Genomic DNA, 19,526 nt, shown 5'->3' on the forward strand with positions numbered 1-19,526 from the left:
CGTAGATCCGCGGGGCCCCCACTGTCAACCCGGCACCCTGAGCGCGGGGCGTACCGCTCAGCCCAGCGTGATCTCCCGGTCGGCACGGCCGATCGCGACGGGGTCGTGGCTGGCGATGAGCACGGAGGCGCCCCGGTCGGCGGCCGCACGCAGCACGTCGAGCACGAGCGCGCCCCGGCGGCGGTCCTGGTGCGAGGTCGGCTCGTCGGCCAGCACCAGCGACGCCCCGGCTGCCAGCGCCCGGCCCACGGCGGCACGCTGCTGCTCGCCCCGGGACGTCTCGCCCGGCAGCCTGCCCGCGAGGTGCGTCAGGTCCAGTGCCGCCAGCAGGCCGGCCACGTCGGCGTCCCCGGTGCGGCGGGCCGCGAACGCGAGGTTGTCCTCGATGGTGAGCTCGTCGAGGAGGCTGATCGACTGCGGCACCACGCCGAGGTGCTCCCACGGCTGCTCGGCCATGCGCACGTCCGGCAGCGGCGGGTGCGGCTTCACCTCGCCGTCGTCGGGGGTCTCCCAGCCACCCGCGATCATGAGCAGCGTGCTCTTGCCGGAGCCGGATGGGCCCGTCAGGACGACCAGCTCGCCCGGGTACAGCTCGAGGCTCACCGGGGCGAGCGCCGTCGTGCGCCCGTAGTCCTTGCGCACGCCGGACACCGTCAGGATCGGTCCCCCGTTCATGCCGCGTCCCTCCGCACGCCGTCGACCAGTTCGATCACCTCGTCGGCCACGGCGAGCACCTCCGGGTCGTGGGTGGTGACCAGAACCGCGTGCCCGCGTGCGGCGAGCTCGCGCAGCGCGCCGACGACGAGCCCGGTGGCCGCGCGGTCGAGCTGGGCGCTCGGCTCGTCGGCCAGCAGCACCGGCGGGTCGCCCGCGGCGGCGAAGGCGAGCGCCACCCGCTGCTGCTCGCCGCCCGAGAGCTGCGCGGGCCGGTGTCCCGCCCTGGCCCCGAGCCCGAGCGCCTCCAGCAGCGCCGCGGGGTCTCCCCCGGCCCCGCGCAGGCGGGCGCCGAGCGCGAGGTGCTCGGCGACGGTCAGGTAGCCGAGCAGGTTGTCGGCGGGGTCCTGGAAGACGTAGCCGATGCGGGCGCGGCGCAGGGCCCGCCGCCGCCGCGTGGACAGCGTGGTGGTCTCCACGCCCTCCACCTCGACGCTGCCCTCCTCGGGCCGGTCGAGGCAGCCGAGGATGCGCAGCAGCGTGGACTTGCCGGAGCCCGACGGTCCGGCGAGCACGGTGACCGCGCCACGCGGAACCGTCAGCGAGACTCCGGTGAGCGCCCGCACGGGCGCGCCGTTCACGGGATAGCTGTGGCTCACGCCCCCGCAACGCAGCGCGGGGTCAGCGGGTGTCACGCAGCACCTCCGAGGGCCGGGCGGCCGAGGCCGCGCGCTGTGCCGCCGCCGAGGCCACGACCGCGGTGAGCGCGGTCGCCACGGCGAGCACGGCGAACACCGGCCAGGGCAGTGCGACGAGCGTGCCGGGCGCGCTCGCCGGGTTGAGGTCGTAGTCCGCCGCCGTCGACGCGATCACCGCGGCGGCGAGCAGCGCGCCCGTCGCGAACCCGGCCAGCAGCAGCCCGCCGACCTCCAGCACCAGAGCCCGCCAGTGCGCCCCGGCGCCGATGCCCATCCGCCGCAGCAGCACCGACGCACTGCGCCTCGCGCGCGAGCGCGCGTCGAGGTAGAGCTGCAGCCCCACCACGATCACCACGCCGGTGAGCAGCGAGACGGCCGCGAGGAAGGCGAAGGTGTAGGTGATCCCGGCGTAGACGCCGCTGGCCTGCACGTCCTCGGCGCGCGCGACGGCGCTCACCGGCAGGCCCGCCGTGGCGGCCGCGGCCACGATCTCGTCGGGATCACCGCGCGCCCACAGCTGCGGTTGCGCCGCCGGCGCCAGGTCGTCGAGCAGTGCGCGGTCGACGAGCACCAGCGGGTAGCCGGCCTGCTTTCCGGGCAGCTGCGCCACGTCGAGGAGGTCCAGTTCGCGGTGCTGGTTCCTGATCGTGAGCACGGAACCGATGTCCACTGAGGACGTTCCGGCGACGGCCGCGCCACCGCCGGAGAGGTGGCCGAGCACCTCGACGAGCGAAGGGCCGGGCAGGCCCGGGTCCCAGAAGGCGGCCTCGGCGAAGGTCTCCGGATCGACGCCGAGGACGTGGACGGTGGTGTCGCCGAGCCGCGCGTCGACGTAGCGCGTGGCCACGCTCGCGCGCCCGGCCAGCCGCGGCGGCACGGGCGCCCGCTCCCTCAGTGACAGCACCGCGTCGGCGCCGACGATCAGCTGCCCCTCGGCGTGCATCGTGCGGTCGACGGAACCGGTGACCGTGGCGCCGTACCCGGCGAGCGCGACGGGCACGGCGGTGGCGCCGACGAGCACCGAGGCCACCAGCGGCGCGGCGACCACGCGCCTGGCCGCGAGGTACACCGCGGGACGCGTCATCGACCGGGGGCGGGAACGCAGCCGGCGCAGCATCCACCGGACGAGCCGGGCGCCGAGCATCGCCAGCCCGATCGCCAGCAGGACCGGCGACACGATGAGCCTCGGCGGGATGCGGGCGACCGTGCCCACGGCGTCGGCGGCACGCACCTGCACGTCGGCGTCGAGCACGAACCAGCAGACCACCGCCGCGCCCAGCGGCAGCACCTCCCACGGCACGCGGGCCCGCCGCCGGTGCCGCGCGGGCCGCGTGTCGTGCAGGCGCCCGGCCCGGAACCCGGCGACGGCCGCGATCACCGCCAGCGCGGCCACCAGTGCCGTGGCGGCGGCGACGAGCGAGGCCGTGGTGGCGCCGGGCGTCACGAGCGGGCTCGGGCCCGCGGCCGCGACGAGCCCCCGCGCACCGGCCCAGCCGGCGACGGCGCCGAGCACCACGGCGCCCGCCGTTTCCAGTGCCGCCTTGCCGCCGAGCGCGAGCGGCCCCACCCCGCGCGCGGACAGCACGGCCAGCTCGGCCCGCCGCCGGTCGGCCCAGAACGCGCCGGCCGCGGCGGCGATCACGAGCCCGGCGACCGTGCCCGCCGCCGCGAGGGGCACGACCGTGCCGGTCAGCGCGGCCAGCACCAGCTCGGAGCGGTTGACCTTGTCGGCCAGCGAGGACGTGAACGCACCGCCGTACGGTGCCGAGTCGTCGAACAGGCCGGGTTCCGGCGAGTCGACGGTGTTCGCGCGCAGCCGCTCGATCCCCTCCGCCGCGGGCCGGGCGCCGACCGTGGTGAGCCCTCCGGTGTCGACCGCCCGCTCGATCCACATCGACGCTCCGGTGTCCTCGGCGACGGCGAGCAGGTCGGCGCGCGACACGAACGCCACCGGGTACACCGGTGCGTTGCCGAGCGGGGTGCCGTGAACGGTCTCGCGCAGGCTGCACCAGAACGGCCGTTCAGGCACCGAGCGCAGGTCGCGGAACACCGCGGCCACGGGCATGGTCGCCCTGCCGTCGCGGCTGGAGAGCGTCACCTCGTCACCCACCGACAGGCCCTGGAGCTCGGCGAAACGGTCGGGCACCCACACACCCCGGCCCTCGCCCCCGGCGATCACGTCGACGTGCTCGCCGAACCCGTCGCGCGCGGCGAGCGTCACGAGCGACTGGTCGGGCACGGGCGCGGGGCCCACGCTCGCGGTGGTCAGCAGCGTCACCACCGGCCCGCCCAGGTGGTCCAGCCCACCGGTCTGGGCGCGCACCAGCTCCACCCGCCGGTCGACGAGGTCCCGCCCGACCGGATCTCCCGGAGCCTCGGGCGCGGGCCGCATCGGGACGGCACCGGTGAGCTGCATGCCCGTCTGCCACGTGCACGACGCGTCGACCAGCTGCCTCAGCGTGGCGTTGCCCGCGGAGGACAGGAACAGCGGAGCCGCCGCGGCAGGCAACGCCACGAGCAACGCACCCACCGCGACCGCCAGGGCCACGACGGGCCTGCGCAGCAGCATCAGCGGCGCGCGCGACCACGGCGCCGGCATCCCCCAGCGGCTCATCCGGTGGAGTCTGTCATGTCGTCGGGCACGCTCTCCGGCTGCCGCCGATTCGTGGCCCCGCGCTTTCCGGCAGTGCCGCCGGATCGCGGCCCACCTGGTGCGCCGCCAGGCCTCGGCTCCGGCCTTGATCGCTTCGCGGAGGCGGCAGATGATCCTGCAGGGCCGGCAGTTCCTCCCGCGATGCGGACTTCCTGATTCGCTACGGCCGCGGGGACGCCGTGCGTTGGTCCGGCCGGATCACGCGGTGACGGGCTGGGACGCCGAGCCGCCCGGAATCGTCGCCCTGGCCGGGTCGAAGGCGGCTCGGCACACCCGCCGTCGTCAGGCCGAAATCGTGAATAGGTGCGGCGGACCGGGGTAGCCGAGGCGACATGATGAAACACGCGCTGTGGGAAGGGCCGGCCGCCGGTGCGGCGGGAGTGCTGGCGATGACGTTGGGCGAGAAGGTGGAGCAACGCCTGACCGGTCGCCCGGACTCGCACGTTCCCGCCAGGACCATGCAACGGCTCACCGGGATGCGGGAACGAGCCGGCCGGCAGCCGGCTCCGGTGAACCTGGCGATGCACATCGGCCAGGGCATACTGCTCGGCGTGCTGCGCTCGGTGATGGCGCACGCGGGGCTACGCGGCCCGTGGTCCTCAGCGAAGTTCGCCGTGGTGCGGCTGACCAACGACCAGATCCTGGAGAACGCCACGGGCGTGGGCTCCCCGCCGCCCACCTGGCCCCGGCAGGAACTCGTGGTGGACCTGCTGCACAAGACCGTGTACGCATTCACCACCGGCGTCGTCGCCGACGCGCTGGCCGCCCGCTCCGGCCCTGGCCCGGGGCAGCGCCACGCCGCGCTGCGTCCCGGCCGCCACGCCGACGTCGGGCCGATACCGCGCGAGCACGCCCACACCCGGTAGGCGCTCCGAGCGCCCGGCGCCCCCACAAGCACCGCGGAACCACGGCCGAATCCGCTCGGCCCGCCGAACCGGAGCCCGGCCCGGCACGGGCGGCCGCTGGCCAGCCGCGCGGTAACGGGGCCGGTATGTCCACACCGGACTCACCGGGCGCCGTGACAATCCGGTTGCGCCCGCCGTGCCGAACGATCATCCTGGATCGCCGGTACCGCAAGGGAAGGAAACTTGATGTACGCGTCGGTTGACGGTGGCCGCGTGCCGATCAGGATGTGGGCGGATCCGGTCACGGTCGAGGACGCCGCGATGCGCCAGCTGCGCAACGTCTCGAACCTGCCCTGGGTGCACGGGCTGGCCGTGATGCCGGACGTGCACTACGGCAAGGGCGCCACCGTGGGCAGCGTCATCGCCATGCGGGACGCGGTGTCCCCCGCCGCCGTCGGGGTGGACATCGGCTGCGGGATGAGCGCCGTGCGCACGTCGCTGACCGCCTCGGACCTTCCCGACGACCTCGGCCGGCTGCGCAGGCGGATCGAGTCCGCGGTGCCCGTGGGCTTCGACCTGCACCGCACTCCGGTGAACCCGGCCGTCGTGCACGGCGTCGGCGGCTGGGACGCCTTCTGGCGCGCCTTCGGCGAGCTGCACCCCGGCGTGCACAACCAGCTCGACCGCGCGCGGCGGCAGGTCGGCAGCCTCGGCGGGGGCAACCACTTCATCGAGGTGTGCCTGGAGCAGGGCGGCGCGGACGCGGGACGGGTATGGCTGATGCTGCACTCCGGTTCGCGCGGCATCGGCAACGAGCTCGCCAAGCGGCACATCGACATCGCGCGCCGCCTGCCGCACAACGCCGACCTGCCCGACCCGGACCTGGCGGTGTTCGTGGCGGGGACACCGCAGATGGAGGCCTACCGGCGGGACCTGTTCTGGGCGCAGGACTACGCGGCGCGCAACCGGGCGACGATGGTGGCGCTCGTGCAGCGCGCGGTGGCCGACACCGTGCCGGGCACGCGGTTCGACGAGCCGATCTCGTGCCACCACAACTACGTCGCGGAGGAGACCTACGACGACGTGGACGTGCTGGTGACCCGCAAGGGAGCCATCCGGGCGGGTTCCGGTGACCTGGGCATCATCCCGGGCAGCATGGGCACGGGCTCCTACATCGTGCGCGGGCTCGGCAACGAGCGGTCGTTCCACTCGGCGTCACACGGCGCGGGCAGGCGGATGTCACGCACCAAGGCCAGGAAGACGTTCACCGCGGCCGACCTGGCCGAGCAGACGGCGGGTGTCGAATGCCGCAAGGACGCGGGCGTGGTCGACGAGATTCCCGCCGCCTACAAGGACATCGAGTCGGTGCTCGCCGCGCAGACCGACCTCGTCGAGGTGGTCGCCCACCTCAAGCAGGTCGTGTGCGTCAAGGGCTAGCGACGGTGCGCTGGAGGACGTCGCACGTGTACTGCGCCTCCTCCATGAGGCGGGTGGCCTCCGCGAGCAGGATGCCGTAGGGCCGGGCGGGATCGGCCAGCGGCAGCGAATCCTGCGCGTACCCGGCCAGGCCTCGGCACTGCTCCCCGGCCTCCTCCGCGGCGGAGCACAGCCGCGGGATCTGCTCGTCGAGGCGGTCCTCGTCGAGGTCGCCGAGCAACCGCGTGAAGTGGGTGAGGGCGGCGAGCAGGTCCCCGTAGCGCCGGAAGAACTCACCGTGCTCGGGGCCGTCGCCGTCCCGCGGGCACTGGGTGAGGCTGCGCGTCATGGACCCGACCTGGTAGGTCACGCGCTCGAGCGCGTCGATCACGGCCTGGTAGCCGGAAAACGCGCGGCGGCCCACCTGCCTGCGGAGGACCCGCCGGGGGTTGTAGACGCCGCTCTCCCTGGCCAGGTCCACGGAGGACTGCGCCTGCGACACCAGCGGGCCGAGCCGTGCCGCGCGGTCCCGCCACCGCGCGGCGCTGTCCTCGTCGAGCTGTCCCTGGCGCAGCGCGGGGTACATGTCGCTCATCAGGTCGCACAGCGACCGGGCGAGAACGTGCACCCCGTACTCGGCGCTGCGGTAGCGCAGCGGGGGCAGGACGAGCACGTTGACCAGCACGCCGATGCCGCAGCCGAGTGCGACGAGTTCGATGATCTCGCCGAGCTGGCTCAGCCGTTCCAGCCCGCTGGCGGCGGAGACGAACGTGGAGAAGGCGAAGTAGGCCGCCGTCCCGACCTGCGCTCCCTCGGAGCCGAGCCGCCGCCAGCGGCCGATCGTCGCCGCCGTGGCCGCGACGAGCGCGAAGGTCGCCAGTCCCGTGCCGAACAGGAACCCGAACACGAGCTGCACCGCGACTCCGGCCGCGACCGCGGCGACGTAGCGCAGGGAATGCCACACCGACTGGTAGACGGTCACCTGCAGCATCAGGACCGCCGAAAACGGCGCGAAGGCCGCCGACTCCGCCTGGAGCACGTGGTAGGCCACCGCCCAGGCCGCGGTGGCGGCCAGCGTGCTCTTGCCCACGAACACGACGGCGTGGCGTTCCTGGCCGCTGCCGCTCAGCGCCCTGCCGAGCCACTGCCGGAGGCGGGCCGCACGCCCGCGTCCCGGTGCCCCGGCCGGCCGCGGCCGTGTTCCGGTGTGCTCGGCCACCCGCACCCCCAGTTCCCGCTCGACGTTCAGGCCCGGCGTGCTCCCGGCTACCCGCGACGCCGGGCGGCGCAAACCGTGGCGGTCCCTGCTACCGCCCTTTCCGTCCGGTGAGGACGGCGAGGAGGCCGAGTACGGTCAGCAACCCGGCGAGACCGAGCAGGCCCAGCCCCAGCGTGGTCGCGGCGGCGAGCGCACCGACCAGCAGCGGGCCGCCGGCGTCGCCGAGCTCGCGGCCCACCTCGGCGGCGCCCAGGGTCTGCCCGAGCCGTTCGGGCGGGGTGGTGGCGGCGAGGTGCGCGAACCCGATCGGGGTCGCCAGGCCGGTCCCTGCGCCGATGGCGAGCGCGGCCACCACCAGCCCGGCGACACCGGGCAGCACGGTGGTCGCGGCCATGCCCACCGCCGCCAGCCCGAGCCCGGCGGCCATGCCCGCCCGGTCCCGGACGTGCGCGGCGTCGCGGGCGCGCCCCGCCCACGGCTGGACCAGCGCGGCGGTGGCGGCCAGCAGGGAGACCAGCGCGCCGGTGACCAGCGGGCCGAGGCCGAGCCCGGAACCGGCGACGGGCAGGAACCCGACGCCGACCGCGAGCGCGGCGGTGGCGCCCGCGAGCGCCGCGGTGGGCCGCAGGAAGTTCCCGGCCGCGAGCCTGCGGGCCAGATCGAGCACGGTCTGGCGGGTCCGCGGCAGCGGCGGCACGGCCGGGATGGCGACCGCGGCCCACGCGGCGACCGTGAACGCCAGCACGCCGAGCGTGCCGAACAGCAGCGGGTAGCCGCCGGCCGTGATCAGCACACCGCCGAGCACGGGGCCGAGGGTGTAGCCGAGCCCTTTCCACGCGCCGTAACCGCCGAACGCGCGACCGTGCCGAGTCCGCGGGGTCAGCCGCGCGACCAGCGCACCAGCGGCCGGGGAGAAGGCCGCCGCGGCGGCACCCTGCCCGAACCGGGCCACGCCGACCAGCGCGGGGTTGCCCGCGACGACGAACGCCGCGGACGCGGCGGCGAAGGCCAGCAACCCGCCGAGCAGCACCGGGCGTGGCCCGATCCGGTCGGCCAGCGACCCGAAGACCGGTTTGAGCAGCACCTCGGCGCCGTCGTAGACCGCGAGCAGCACACCGAGGGTCAGCAGGGAGGCGTGCTCGGCCTCGGCATAGCCGCCGAGGCTCGCGGCGATGCTGTGCGCACCGAACGCGGTGACGAACCCCGCCGCGTACAACGGGAACAACCTGCCTGGCGCGGCCGTGGTGGTTGCCGGTGGCTCGCCGCTCATCGCGTCATAGCTGGTGCAGGGCCTGAAAGACCCGCTCGGTGTAGTCGGCGAGCCGGTCGGCGCAGTGCGTGAGCCGCTGTTCGGCCTCGGCCGCGGCGGGGGCGCCGAACACGTCGCGGGCCTTGATGTCCCGGTGCCAGCGGCGCAGCCGCTCCAGGCTCTGCTCTTCCTCCTCCAGCTCGGCCATCGTGAACTTGCGCTTGCGGATCTCCTCGTCGATCTCGGCGTCGAACTTGGCGCACTCGGCGAGGAACTCGGCCCACTCCTCGGCGCGTTCCGCGGTGAACAGCTCCGCCAGCCGCGCCGAGTCGGGCTCCGCCCGCCCGGTGGCGTCCAGCACGAGCACCTCGCCGTCTCCGCGCCGGGCCAGCTCGATCACCCGCGTCACCCCGTCGGCGAACATCGGAGCATCCGGCACGACCCAGGCGCCCTGACCCAGTGACAACGCCCCGGCGCGCCGCAGCTCCCGCCACACGGCCACCCGGTGCCTGCTCGGCTCGGCCGGCACCCTGACCACCAGCAGCAGCCACCGGGATGCCTCACGCCGCTCGGTCACAGCGTTGAGTGTAGCGGCTGTTACACACGCGGCGCGCCCGTCCGCGACCCGGTACGCGAGGATGTGCGGATGACAGCCGAGATCGCGCGGCTGCACGCGGCTTTGGAAGCCCTGCAGAGCGACACGGAGAAAGCCAAGATCACCCGGCGGCTGCCCGCGGACAGCGGCCTCACGGCGATCGGCGTTCGCATGAAGGACGTCTTCGACACCGCGAAGGCGTGGACGGACCTGGACCTCGAGCACATTCCCGAACTGCTGGCCAGTCCCCTGTACGAGGTCCGCATGGTCGGCGTGTCCGTTCTGGATTTCAAGGCACGGCGACCCTCGTTGAGCGATGCCGGCCGTCGGCGACTGTACGAGACCTACCTCCACCACCACGACCTGATCACCGTCTGGGACCTGGTCGACCGCGCGGCGCCCCGCGTCGTCGGCGGGTATCTGCTGGACAAGTCCCGTCAACCGCTGTTCGATCTCGCGCGCTCGCCCAGAGCCATCGAACGGCGCACCGCCATCACGGCCGCCTTCTGGCTGATCCGGCAGGGCGACCTCGACGATCCGCTCGCGCTGGCGGAGCTGCTGCTGGCGGACCCGTCCGGTCTGGTCACCAAACCGGTCGGCACGGCGCTGCGCGAGGTCGGCAAGATCGATCGGCCTCGCCTGGTGACGTTCGTGCGCGAGCATCGCGACCGGATGCAGCGCCCCACGTTCCGGCTGGCCACCTCCCTGCTCGCCGATTGATCTGATCCGGGAGCTGAATCCCCGCGACAACGGGTGTTGGACCCCGGCGGCCCGAATACTCGGGTCGTGCACACCGGAACATCGGCACAAAGGACAGATCGAGCTCGCCGCTGCCGACCCCGGCCACCAGGTCGGGAACCGTGCTCCCGCACGTGGATCCGGACGCCGGGGTGGCGCTGCCGGAACACCCCGAGCTTGGCAGGCAGGTCCACGACGGTCAGCGTCTGGATGGCCCCGATCGACACCCGCCCCCGCGTCAGCCCCGCCACGGCGGCCATCTCACCGTGCGCCGCCACGACGTCGGCGACGATCCGGTGTGCCAGCGGCATCAGCGCCCGGCCCGCCTCGGTCAGCGACACCCGCCGTCCGTCCGCACCAGCGCGAGGAAATGCTGGAGCTGCCTCAGCTCGAACGAGCGATCGTTGTGCTCAATTCCCGGGGCAGGCGCCGTGTGACCGATGAGTCACCGGCGGGTGGCGGCCAGCGCGGTGTCGAGGATCGCCAGTCCGCGGTCGATCTCGGCCTCTGTCGCGGTCAGCGGCGGGGCGATGCGGAAGGTGCCGCCCATGCCGGGCAGCTGCACGATGTTCATGTGCAGCCCCAGCTCGGCGCAGCGCCGGGTCACGGCGGGGCCGAGCGCGTCGGCGTTGCCGCCGTCCTCCTCCACGAGTTCCAGCCCGACCATCAGGCCCCGGCCTCGGACGTCGCCGATCACCGGGTGCCGCGTGGCGAGCTCGGCCAGTCCGCCGCGCAGCCGCTCGCCGAGCTCGCGGGCGCGCTCGTCGAGCCGGTCGCGGGTGAGCACGTCCAGCACGGTGTTGCCGACGGCGGCCGGGAGCGGATCGTTAACATGCGTGGTGAAGAACAGGAACCCGCGTTCGTGGGCCGCCTGCTCGATCTCCGCGCTGGTGATCACCGCCGCCAACGGCAGCCCGGCGCCGAGGGTCTTGGACAGCGTGAGGATGTCGGGGACGACGCCGTCGCGCTGGAACGCATACCAGTGACCGGTGCGGCACAACCCGGTCTGGGCCTCGTCCAGGATCAGCAGCATGCCCCGCTCGTGGCACTTGTCCCGCAGCGCGGTCAGGTAGCCGGGCGGCAGGTCCACCACGCCGCCGGAGCTCAGCACGGGTTCGACCAGGCACGCCGCGAGGCTGCCGACCGACTGGGCGTCGATCAGCTCGAAGCCCAGGTCCAGCTGGCGGCGCCAGTCGAGGTTCCCGTCGGCGTCGACGATGGCGGGCCGGAACCGGTCGGGAACCGGCAGGGCGAAGTTGCCGGGCGCGGCGGGCCCGTATCCGCTCCGTCCGGCGCTGTAGGTGGCACCGGCGGCGGCCTGCGTCATGCCGTGCCAGGAACGGGCGAACGAGACGACCTCGTGCCCGCCGGTGACCAGCTTCGCCATCCGTAGCGCGGCCTCGTTCGACTCGGCGCCGGTGCTGAGGAACATCGCCTTGTCCAGCGGGTCCGGCAGGGTGTCCGTGAGCCGCCGGGCCAGCTCGAGCACCGGGCGGCTGAGCATGCCGCTGTGGAGATGGTCGAGCTTGCCGACCTGCTCGCGGACCGTCGCGACGATCTCGGGGTGCGAGTGGCCGAGGATCGCGCTCATCTGCCCTGAGGTGAAGTCGAGCAGCTCGCGCCCGTCCTCGGTGAACACCGAGGTGCCCTTGGCGCGGTCGATGATCCCGGGGGCGAAGGCGCCGTGCCCGGAGTAGCGGACCAGGAGACGTTCGAGTGCGGTGTCGTCCGGCATGGCTCCGACGCTACGAACGGAGCCGCCCGCGCGTCCAGCACACGAATCCGACGACGCTGTTCGGCGACATCGCACAATGGCGGGGTGCTGAACCCGTGGCGTCTTCGTCTGCTCGGCCTGCTCGACAGCCTCGGCACCGTGCGTGCGGTCGCCGAGACGCTGCACCTGAGCCCGTCGACGGTCTCCCAGCAGCTCGCCGTGCTCGAGTCCGAGACGCGCAGCCGGCTTCTGGAGCGCTCGGGCCGCCGGGTGCGGCTGACCCGGACCGGAATGGTGCTCGCCCGCAGGGGCCGGGAGATCCTCGACCGGATGGCCGAGGCGGAGGCCGAGCTGCGCGCGCTCAACGACGAGCCGATCGGCACCGTCCGGCTCGGGGTGTTCCAGAGCGCGATCCATCCGCTCGCGGTGCCCGCGGCGGCGCGGCTCGCGGACTCGCATCCGCACCTGCACGTGGAGCTGGTGGAGTCCGAGCCGCACGAGAGCGGGCCCGCGCTGCGCACCGGGGAGCTGGACGTGGTGGTCACGACCACCGACTACGTCGAGTTCCCGTGGAGCGGGGACCTCGAGATCGTGCCGCTGGGCACGGACCCGGTGGTGCTCGTCCTGCCGCCCGGCCATCCGCTCGCGCGGCGCCGGGTGGTGGACCTGGCCGCGTGCACGGAGGAGGTGTGGGCCTGTGATCGGCCGGGCTCGTACATGGCCGAGCTGACGCAGCGGTTGTGCCGCGAGTCCGGTTTCGAGCCGAGGGTGGCGTGCCGGTTCAGCAACTACCTGCTGCTGCTCCGGCACGTCGAGGCCGGCCGGTCGGTCGCGCTGCTGCCCGCGCTGACCGTGGAACCGGGCCACCGGGTGGTGACCCGCGAGCTGACCACGCCGGTGCACCGCAACGTCGCGATCGTGGTGCGCCGGGGGACGGCTCCGCGCGCGGCCGTGGACGCGGTGGTCGAGGCGCTGCTCGACCACCCGGACATCCCGGCGCTGTCGGCTCCCTCCGGTGATCCCCGCTCGCCGTGACCGGACCCTGCCAGCCCGGCCCGGACCACGGGCGCCACGCCTACGCTGGGCGGCATGCTCGGCTGGCTCAAGCGCAATCGCAGCGACACTCCCGCAACGAACGTGCCCGATGCGTCGGCCGGGATTCCGAGGTGGCCGCTGGAGACCTGGCGCGGCGGCCTGCCCTCGGACGGCCCCGGCTACCTCGCCCTGTGCCTCACTCCGGCGTTTCCCGAGGAGCCCGAGCCGCGCAACCTCCGCGACGGGGAGGCGCTGGACCGGATCATCGAGGTCGCCAGGACCGACGGCTCGACCTCGCCGGCGATGGCGGCGGTGGTGGAGGACCTGCTCGCCGAGCCGCGGTACGCCGCGCTCGACTCCCTCTACACGTGGCTGGCGCCCGTGTACCGGGGCACCGACCGGCAACTGGAAGTGATCGGGCAGGGCCTGCGCACGTGCCCGCGCAAGTACTGGCTGCTGGACCTCGCCGGCATCGCCATGCTGCAACGCGGGCGAGGGGCGGAGGCCCTGTACTACTGGGCGCATTCGGTGAGCAACGCCGAGTCGGTGGGCGACGGCAGGAAGGCGAGCGCCTACGACTTCCTGATCGTCACCGCGCACGTGCTCGGCGAGCGCGGCGCCACGAAGAAGTTCCGGGCCAGGGCCGACCAGGCCGACCATCCGCAGACCGTCCTCGACGACGAGTACACGGCCCTGGTGCAGCGCGCGTTCCGGAAGGGCACCAAGGCCATGCGGACCGTGGTCCAGTCGCTCGCCCAGCGGATCCCCGCCTAGGCCGTACTAGTCGGCCGGATACCGGGCGCGGATGTGGAAGCGCTCCCCCTGCGGGCCGAGGATGCTCAGGAATTCCACGTGATGCGCGTCGGCGTTGCCGAACCAGTGCGGGAGGTGGGTGTCGAACTCGGCGACCTCACCGGCAGCGAGCACCAGGTCCTGGTCGCCGAGCACCACACGCAGGCGTCCATTGAGGACGTACAGCCAGTGGTACCCCTCGTGGGAACGGGGGTCGGGCTCCTGGCCGGTCCCGCCCGCCGGGAGGATCTGCTTGAACGCCTGCAGCCCGCCGGGCCTGCGCGTCAGCGGGACCACGGTCATGCCGTTGCGCTTGAACGGCCGGGGATAAACCCGGGGGTCACCGCTGGCCGGGGCGCCGACGATCTCGTCGAGCGGGACCCGGTGGGCCTTGGCCAGCGGCAGCAGCAGTTCCAGGCCTGGTTTGCGCTGCCCGGACTCCAGCCGCGACAGTGTGCTGATCGGAATGCCGGTGGTCTCCGACAGCGCGGTGAGGGTGACTCCGCCGCGGCGGCGCAGCTCGCGCAGCCGGGGCCCGACCGCGGCCAGCACGGCGTCGAACTCGTCGCTCATATCCCAAGCTGAGCACACCTTTCCACGTCGGGCAAAAGTCTTTTGCCAATCCGCCAAAGTGCCGGCTCAGCCGTACAGCTCGGGACGGCGATCGGCCAGCACGTCGTTGCGTTCCGAGATCGCCTTGTCCCGCGCGCGGGACAGGTCGAGATCGGCCACGACCAGAGTGTCCTCCGTGGACTCCGCGACCACCCAGCCGGACTCGTCGATGATCGAGGTACCGGCCGTCCATCGTTGCCCGCGCTCGGTTCCCGTGCGGTCGCAGATCGCCACGAACACCCGGTTGGTCCGCGCGGCCGCCATCGCCTGCACCACCTCGGGCGGCCGCTCCCCCTGCGGCCTCGGTACCACCGGCCAGTTGACCGGCGCCACGATCAGTTCGGCACCGCGCAGGGCCAGCGACCGCGTCAGCTCGGGGAACTCCAGGTCGTAGCAGATCAGCACGCCCACCGGACCGACCTTGGTTCGCACCACGGGAGGCGGGAGATCGCCAGGCGTGAACACCAGCCGTTCGCGGTCCCACAGGTGGGTCTTGCGGTAAACGGCCCGCACACCGTGGCCGTCGAGCACGGCGGCGCTGTTGTACAGCGCGCCGTCGTCGCCGAGCTCGCAGAACCCGGCGACGACGGTCAGCTTCCCCGCGGCCCGCGCCCAGTCGGCGAGCAGCGGACCCCCGGCCGGGACGGCCACGGAGCGGGCCTCGGCCTCGTCGGCGAACACGTACCCCGACGAGGCCAGCTCCGGCAGCACGAGCACGTCGGCGTCCCGTAGCCGGGCCGCCCGGATGGCCGCGAGCGTCCGCGCCCGGTTCTCGGCCAGCTCACCGATCCGCGGCGCGAGCTGCGCGCACGCGACTCTCGTCACCCGCGCTCCGGCTCGTCCCGCAGCAGCTGCGCGAGCACGTCGAACTCGTTGAACAGCGACCATTCCTCGACGATCCGGCCCTGCGCGAAGTACAGCTGCGAGATGCCCCAGAGGTGCACCCGCCTGCCCGTGGGCTCGCCGTAGAGACCGTAGCCGCGGTGGGTGCCCGCGCCGGTCCAGCGCACCGACACGCTGAAGCCGTCGGACTCGTTGCCCATCCAGTACACCTCGTCCACCCGCACGCCGAGATCGGGGAACGTGGCGAGCAGGTTGCGGGCCATGCCACGGACGTCCGAACGCCCGTACCCGGTGCGGTTGGTGGTGCCGTGCCAGCGCACGGTCGGCGCGTAAATCCGGTCGACGGCGCTCAGGTCGCGCCGGTTGTAGACATCGTGGAAGAGCCTGCACACCTCGTACTCGACGTCGAAACCCGGCCGCTCGGGCGCCGGGTACGGCAGCGGCTTCCGCCCGCCCTCGATGCGGTCGACCTCGGCGAACGGGCGCTCGGACAGCGTGGGGAAGCCGATCCCGTTGCCGAACTCGCGGGCGGCGGCGAGCACGTCGATGCCGAGCTGCTGGAGCTTCGCCGCGGTGTTGTAGAGCACCCACTCCTCGTAGATCTCGTTGTCCCGCACCACGCAGTTGGCGATGACCCACGTCTCGAGCTTGCGGCCGGTGGGCTGGCCCCAGCGCCACGGGCCCGTGTTGTGCCCGATGTTGATGGCGCGGTGGGAGGTGACGAACCCCTCCTCGTCGGTGCCCGCCCAGATCACGTCGTCCGCGTAGTGCCTGCAGTCGGGGAAGGCGTTGATGCTCTGCATGGTGCCGTGGACGAGCTGCTCCACTCCGAAGTGGACACCGCTGTCGTCGTAGAGCCTGCAGCCGGGGCTGTAGGTGTCGTAGATGTAGCCGACGTCCTGGTCCTCCCAGATGCGGTGGGTGATCCGCACGATGTAGTCGACGATGTCCGTGTAGGTGTCCTCGAAGCCGCGCAGCGACTGCCTGCGCTCGCCCGGCTTGACGTTCGGTGCGTCGGCGCCGTAGCCGGGCCGCAGCGAGATGCCGTAGTCGGCTGGCATGGTGCGCCTGCCGGGCGCCATCGTGCCCGGTGGTGTCGACGGGCGGGTGTCGGCCTTCGCCGTCGCGGGCGCGGCCACCTCGTGGTTCTGTTCGGCCTTGGTCATCGGTTGCCCTCCTGCTCAGGACGGTAGCCCGCGAGCCGCAGTGTCGCTGTCGCGCGGTGTGCCGCCATGCCCTCGTACTCCGAGATCACGTCGACGGCCTCGGCCAGCGCCGGGGTGGCCTCCCTGGTCACGCGCTGGTAGGTGAGCGGCTTGAGGAACCGCGACACCGACAGGCCCGCGCTGTGCCTGGCGCCGCCCGCCGTGGGCAGGACGTGGTTGGTGCCCGCCATGCCCTTGTCGGAGTAGGCGACGGTGCTCCACCTGCCGAGGAAAAGGGAGCCGTAGTTGCGCAGCGCGTCGTGGTAGTAGGCGTCGTCGGCGGTGTGCACCTCCAGGTGCTCCGGGGCCAGCTCGTCCATCAGCTCCACGGCGGTCGCGGCATCCTTGGCCCACGTGACCGAGCCGTAGTCGCGCCAGGCTGGGCCGGCGATGTGCCGCGTGGCGAGTGTCTCCAGCTGGCGGTCGATCTCGGCGATCACCTCCTCGCCGAGCCGCTGCGAGGTGGTGACGAGCGCGGCCGGCGACTCGGTGCCGTGCTCGGCCTGGCCGAGCAGGTCGGCGGCCACGAGCACGGGGTCGGCCGTGTCGTCGGCGAGCACCGCGACCTCCGAGGGCCCGGCGAGCAGGTCGATCGCGACGCGGCCGAAGAGCTGCCGCTTCGCCTCGGCGACGTAGGCGTTGCCCGCGCCGACGAGCATGTCGACGGGCCGTTCGCCGAGCAGGCCGAACGCCATCGCGGCCAGTGCCTGCACTCCGCCGAGCGCGTAGGCGCGGTCGGCACCGGACAGGTACGCGGAGTACAGCACGGCCGGGTGCGCGCGCCCGTCCCGTCCCGGCGGTGTGCAGGCCAGCACGCTCGGGACACCGGCGGCCTTGGCCACGCCCACCGTCATGAACGCGCTCGCCAGCAGCGGAAACCGGCCCGCGGGCAGGTAGGCGCCGACGCGGCCGACCGGCACGTACCGGTGCCCGGTGACGAGGCCGGGAGCCAGCTCGGTCTCGAAGTCCACGAGGTGGGCGCGCTGCGCGAGCGCGAAGGCGCATGTGCGCTCGGCACCGAGCTCCAGCGCCACGCGCACGTCCTTGGGCAGCTCGTCGCCGGAGCGCTCCAGCTCGGCCGCGCTGATCTCGACATCGCCGCCCTGCCAGCCGTCGAGGTCGCGGGCGTAGCGCAGCACGGCGTCCAGGCCGTCGCGCTCGATCTCGCTCAGCATCGCCGAGACGCGCTCGGCGACCGCGGGGTCTCGCTGGGCGGGCGGCCGGTCGGCCGGGGTCTTGAGCAGCCGGTAGGAGCCGTCGAGCTCCGCGAGCCGGGAAGGACTGAATCTCATGGCGACGACGCTAAATCCGGTTCTGCCAAAGGACAAGACCAGTAAATCTTGAGGATCGAATAGGGTTTTCCTATGACGTTGAAGCAGCTGCGTGCCTTCCTCGAAGCGGTGCGCACGGGTTCCTTCACCGCGGCCGCCGCGCGCATGGGCATCACGCAGGCGTCGGTGTCGGAGCTGATCCGCAAACTGGAGGACGAGCACGGCACGCCGGTGTTCTCGCGGGGTGGCCGCAGGCTCGTGCTGACCGCGGCGGGCTCGGCGCTGCTGCCGTTCGCCGAGCGCGCGGTCGCCGCCGCCGACGGCGCACAGCAGGCGCTGCGCTCGGTGCGGTCGCTGCGCGGTGGGGTCGCCACGTTCGGCCTGCTGCGCAACGCGGCCTACTACCTGCTGTCCGACCTCGCGGAGCACTTCCACGACAACTACCCCGAGGTGCGGATCCGGCTGATCGGCCTCAACTCCGTCGAGGTCGCGGCCGCGGTCGCCGCGGGAACCGTCGAGGCCGGGCTCGTGGTGCTGCCCATCGACGACGCCGGGCTCACCGTGACGCCGCTGCTGCGCGACGAGGTGCTCTACGCCAGCACCGCGCCCGAGCGCGTGGCCGAGCCGGTGACCATCGGCGGGCTCGCGAACTCCCGGCTCATCCTCTACGACGCCCACTACGGCTGGAAGGACCCGACGCGCCGCCAGCTCGCCGAACGCGCGCAGCTGGCCGGCGTCAAGCTCGAGCCGTGGATCGAGGTGGAGCACGTCGAGTCCGCGCTGGGCCTCGTGGAACGCGGCATCGGCGACACCATCGTGTCGAGGGCCGTGGCCGAGAGCGGCTCCTGCCCGCCGTCGGTGCGCACGGTGGGCTTCGCGGAGCCGCTCTACGACACGATCGCGCTCGTGCAGCGTGAGGCCGAGGTGCTATCCCCCGCCAGCAGGGAGCTCGCCCGGCTCGCCCAGCGGATGCTGCTCGCCCGAGGGTGACGGCTCGTCGCCGCGCGCCCTGGCGACCTGGGCCATGATGGACAGTTCGTCGTAGACGCGCCACTCGCGCACGATCCGCCCGTCGCGGAACAGGAACTGCGACGAGCCGAGCAGCGTCACCGGCGAGTCCGTGACCGGGCCGTAGGCGGGGGTCCCGCTGTAGGTGCCCTCCAGCCACCACACCACGCCCACGCGGACGCCGCCGTGCGCCGGGGAGTCGTGTGCGACGACGTCCCGCACCTCGAACCGCGCGTCCGGCAGCGGGGAGAGCAGGTCGAGCAGGCCCAGCTGGTAGCCGTCCGGCCGGGTGAGTGTGCGCTCGCGCGAGCTGTGGCAGGTGACGTCGCGTGCCACGAACTCGGTCACCTCGTGCAGCATCCGCCGGTTCCACACCGCGTCGACGAGCCCGAGCACGTGCTCGCACTCCGCGCGGTGGTGGCCGGGCCGGGCGCCCGAGTCACCCTCGGCGAGCACGTCCGCGAGCGGTGCGCGCACGCCGTCCCAGCCGGGGAACGCGAGCGTCCTGGCCACCGCGAACGGGTCGAGGCCGAGCTGCCGCACCACCGCGTACTCGTCGCGCACCACCCACTCCTCCTCCATCACGCCGCGCCGGTAGAGGCAGTTCGCGATGGTGCGCGAGGAAAAGGACCGGTGGGTCGGCGGCCCGTAGGCCGACCAGCCGGTGTGCGTGCCCGAGCTGAACACCCGGTGCGAGCTGAGGAACGCGTCGTTGCCGCGTGCCTCCCACACCACGTCCTCGGCCTGGCCGACCCGGCCGGGGAACGCCGCGATCTTCATGAGCGTCGAGCGCACCACCGGCTCGACGCCCTTGCTCGTGCCGTAGGCGCCGTGCACGATCGCCTCGGGCGCGTAGTTCTCGCGGATCAGCCCGATGCCCCTGCGCACCCAGATCCGGTCGGTCCATTCGACGATGAACTCCTCCGGATCGCGGTACGGCTCGTAGGCGATCTTGTCCACTGTGGTCACCTGGTACTCC

The 19,526-nt window shown here is 73.3% G+C and carries 18 protein-coding genes; 6 read left to right on the top strand and 12 right to left on the bottom strand.

What is annotated here, in order from left to right:
- Positions 1-57: 57 nt before the first annotated feature.
- Genes BA062_RS13995 through BA062_RS14005 form a run of 3 tightly spaced genes read right to left on the bottom strand, consistent with a single transcriptional unit; the run spans position 58 to position 3,966 of the window.
- On the bottom strand, positions 58-675 hold the full coding sequence (locus BA062_RS13995) for an ABC transporter ATP-binding protein (RefSeq protein WP_110336475.1): 618 nt from the start codon (positions 673-675) through the stop codon (positions 58-60).
- Entirely contained in the window at positions 672-1,349 is a 678-nt protein-coding gene (locus BA062_RS14000) for an ABC transporter ATP-binding protein (protein ID WP_110336476.1), read from the bottom strand. Before BA062_RS14000 ends, BA062_RS13995 begins: the two co-directional genes overlap by 4 nt.
- A complete protein-coding gene (locus BA062_RS14005) occupies positions 1,336-3,966 on the bottom strand; it encodes an ABC transporter permease (protein WP_245959814.1) in 2,631 nt (876 codons plus the stop codon). Before BA062_RS14005 ends, BA062_RS14000 begins: the two co-directional genes overlap by 14 nt.
- 371 nt (positions 3,967-4,337) lie before the next feature.
- On the opposite strand from BA062_RS14005, the gene BA062_RS14010 reads away from it, so the two are divergent.
- Both BA062_RS14010 and BA062_RS14015 read left to right on the top strand, forming a co-directional pair.
- Positions 4,338-4,871 carry a hypothetical protein gene (locus BA062_RS14010; protein WP_110336477.1) on the top strand — a complete coding sequence of 178 codons (534 nt, stop codon included), beginning with the start codon at positions 4,338-4,340 and terminating at the stop codon, positions 4,869-4,871.
- Between the two features lie 225 nt (positions 4,872-5,096).
- Positions 5,097-6,287, top strand: a complete 1,191-nt coding sequence (locus tag BA062_RS14015) for an RtcB family protein (RefSeq protein WP_110336478.1) — start codon at positions 5,097-5,099, stop codon at positions 6,285-6,287.
- Here the strand turns inward: BA062_RS14015 and BA062_RS14020 are convergent.
- Genes BA062_RS14020 through BA062_RS14030 form a run of 3 tightly spaced genes read right to left on the bottom strand, consistent with a single transcriptional unit; the run spans position 6,277 to position 9,311 of the window.
- The gene (locus BA062_RS14020; RefSeq protein WP_210406839.1) at positions 6,277-7,557 is read right to left on the bottom strand and encodes an aromatic acid exporter family protein; all 1,281 of its coding nucleotides are present in this window, start codon (positions 7,555-7,557) and stop codon (positions 6,277-6,279) included. The genes BA062_RS14015 and BA062_RS14020 overlap by 11 nt on opposite strands.
- 16 nt (positions 7,558-7,573) lie before the next feature.
- Positions 7,574-8,755, bottom strand: coding sequence for an MFS transporter (locus tag BA062_RS14025; RefSeq protein ID WP_110336479.1), 1,182 nt, complete (start codon positions 8,753-8,755; stop codon positions 7,574-7,576).
- Positions 8,756-8,759: 4 nt separating this feature from the next.
- Positions 8,760-9,311, bottom strand: a complete 552-nt coding sequence (locus BA062_RS14030) for a Chromate resistance protein ChrB (protein WP_110336480.1) — start codon at positions 9,309-9,311, stop codon at positions 8,760-8,762.
- Between the two features lie 69 nt (positions 9,312-9,380).
- Here BA062_RS14030 and BA062_RS14035 point away from each other — a divergent pair, with 69 nt between their 5' ends.
- Complete coding sequence (locus BA062_RS14035; protein WP_110336481.1) at positions 9,381-10,049, top strand: DNA alkylation repair protein; 669 nt, start codon at positions 9,381-9,383, stop codon at positions 10,047-10,049.
- A gap of 463 nt (positions 10,050-10,512) precedes the next feature.
- On the opposite strand, the gene BA062_RS14045 is transcribed toward BA062_RS14035, so the two are convergent.
- On the bottom strand, positions 10,513-11,802 hold the full coding sequence (locus BA062_RS14045) for an aspartate aminotransferase family protein (protein ID WP_110336482.1): 1,290 nt from the start codon (positions 11,800-11,802) through the stop codon (positions 10,513-10,515).
- A gap of 84 nt (positions 11,803-11,886) precedes the next feature.
- On the opposite strand from BA062_RS14045, the gene BA062_RS14050 reads away from it, so the two are divergent.
- Positions 11,887-12,816, top strand: a complete 930-nt coding sequence (locus BA062_RS14050) for a LysR family transcriptional regulator (RefSeq protein WP_110336483.1) — start codon at positions 11,887-11,889, stop codon at positions 12,814-12,816.
- Between the two features lie 54 nt (positions 12,817-12,870).
- Entirely contained in the window at positions 12,871-13,590 is a 720-nt protein-coding gene (locus BA062_RS14055; RefSeq protein ID WP_110336484.1) for a hypothetical protein, read from the top strand.
- A gap of 6 nt (positions 13,591-13,596) precedes the next feature.
- Here the strand turns inward: BA062_RS14055 and BA062_RS14060 are convergent, their stop codons facing one another.
- The 4 genes from BA062_RS14060 to hisD all read right to left on the bottom strand — a co-directional run bounded on the left by BA062_RS14060 (position 13,597) and on the right by hisD (position 17,560).
- Positions 13,597-14,181 carry a helix-turn-helix domain-containing protein gene (locus BA062_RS14060; protein ID WP_110336485.1) on the bottom strand — a complete coding sequence of 195 codons (585 nt, stop codon included), beginning with the start codon at positions 14,179-14,181 and terminating at the stop codon, positions 13,597-13,599.
- Positions 14,182-14,247: 66 nt separating this feature from the next.
- Positions 14,248-15,045, bottom strand: a complete 798-nt coding sequence (locus BA062_RS14065) for a nitrilase-related carbon-nitrogen hydrolase (protein WP_210406840.1) — start codon at positions 15,043-15,045, stop codon at positions 14,248-14,250.
- Positions 15,042-16,229: an ester cyclase gene (locus BA062_RS14070; protein WP_110336487.1), complete on the bottom strand. Its 1,188-nt coding sequence runs from the start codon at positions 16,227-16,229 to the stop codon at positions 15,042-15,044. Before BA062_RS14070 ends, BA062_RS14065 begins: the two co-directional genes overlap by 4 nt.
- Entirely contained in the window at positions 16,226-17,560 is a 1,335-nt protein-coding gene (hisD, locus tag BA062_RS14075) for a histidinol dehydrogenase (RefSeq protein ID WP_110336488.1), read from the bottom strand. Before hisD ends, BA062_RS14070 begins: the two co-directional genes overlap by 4 nt.
- Positions 17,561-17,632: 72 nt before the next feature.
- Here hisD and BA062_RS14080 point away from each other — a divergent pair, with 72 nt between their 5' ends.
- On the top strand, positions 17,633-18,529 hold the full coding sequence (locus BA062_RS14080) for a LysR family transcriptional regulator (RefSeq protein ID WP_110336489.1): 897 nt from the start codon (positions 17,633-17,635) through the stop codon (positions 18,527-18,529).
- Here BA062_RS14080 and BA062_RS14085 read toward each other — a convergent pair.
- On the bottom strand, positions 18,467-19,516 hold the full coding sequence (locus tag BA062_RS14085) for a nuclear transport factor 2 family protein (protein ID WP_245959815.1): 1,050 nt from the start codon (positions 19,514-19,516) through the stop codon (positions 18,467-18,469). The two genes, BA062_RS14080 and BA062_RS14085, sit on opposite strands and share 63 nt — an antisense overlap.
- Positions 19,517-19,526 lie beyond the last annotated feature (10 nt).

The organism is Prauserella flavalba (assembly GCF_003202235.1).
In the GTDB taxonomy this organism is placed as follows: domain Bacteria; phylum Actinomycetota; class Actinomycetes; order Mycobacteriales; family Pseudonocardiaceae; genus Prauserella_A; species Prauserella_A flavalba.

Coding starts and splice junctions, on each gene's coding strand:
- BA062_RS13995 (WP_110336475.1), bottom strand. CDS start 675: ATGAACGGGGGACCGATCCTGACGGTGTCCGGCGTGCGCAAGGACTAC.
- BA062_RS14005 (WP_245959814.1), bottom strand. CDS start 3,966: ATGAGCCGCTGGGGGATGCCGGCGCCGTGGTCGCGCGCGCCGCTGATG.
- BA062_RS14010 (WP_110336477.1), top strand. CDS start 4,338: ATGATGAAACACGCGCTGTGGGAAGGGCCGGCCGCCGGTGCGGCGGGA.
- BA062_RS14015 (WP_110336478.1), top strand. CDS start 5,097: ATGTACGCGTCGGTTGACGGTGGCCGCGTGCCGATCAGGATGTGGGCG.
- BA062_RS14025 (WP_110336479.1), bottom strand. CDS start 8,755: ATGAGCGGCGAGCCACCGGCAACCACCACGGCCGCGCCAGGCAGGTTG.
- BA062_RS14035 (WP_110336481.1), top strand. CDS start 9,381: ATGACAGCCGAGATCGCGCGGCTGCACGCGGCTTTGGAAGCCCTGCAG.
- BA062_RS14045 (WP_110336482.1), bottom strand. CDS start 11,802: ATGCCGGACGACACCGCACTCGAACGTCTCCTGGTCCGCTACTCCGGG.
- BA062_RS14055 (WP_110336484.1), top strand. CDS start 12,871: ATGCTCGGCTGGCTCAAGCGCAATCGCAGCGACACTCCCGCAACGAAC.
- BA062_RS14060 (WP_110336485.1), bottom strand. CDS start 14,181: ATGAGCGACGAGTTCGACGCCGTGCTGGCCGCGGTCGGGCCCCGGCTG.
- BA062_RS14070 (WP_110336487.1), bottom strand. CDS start 16,229: ATGACCAAGGCCGAACAGAACCACGAGGTGGCCGCGCCCGCGACGGCG.
- hisD (WP_110336488.1), bottom strand. CDS start 17,560: ATGAGATTCAGTCCTTCCCGGCTCGCGGAGCTCGACGGCTCCTACCGG.
- BA062_RS14080 (WP_110336489.1), top strand. CDS start 17,633: ATGACGTTGAAGCAGCTGCGTGCCTTCCTCGAAGCGGTGCGCACGGGT.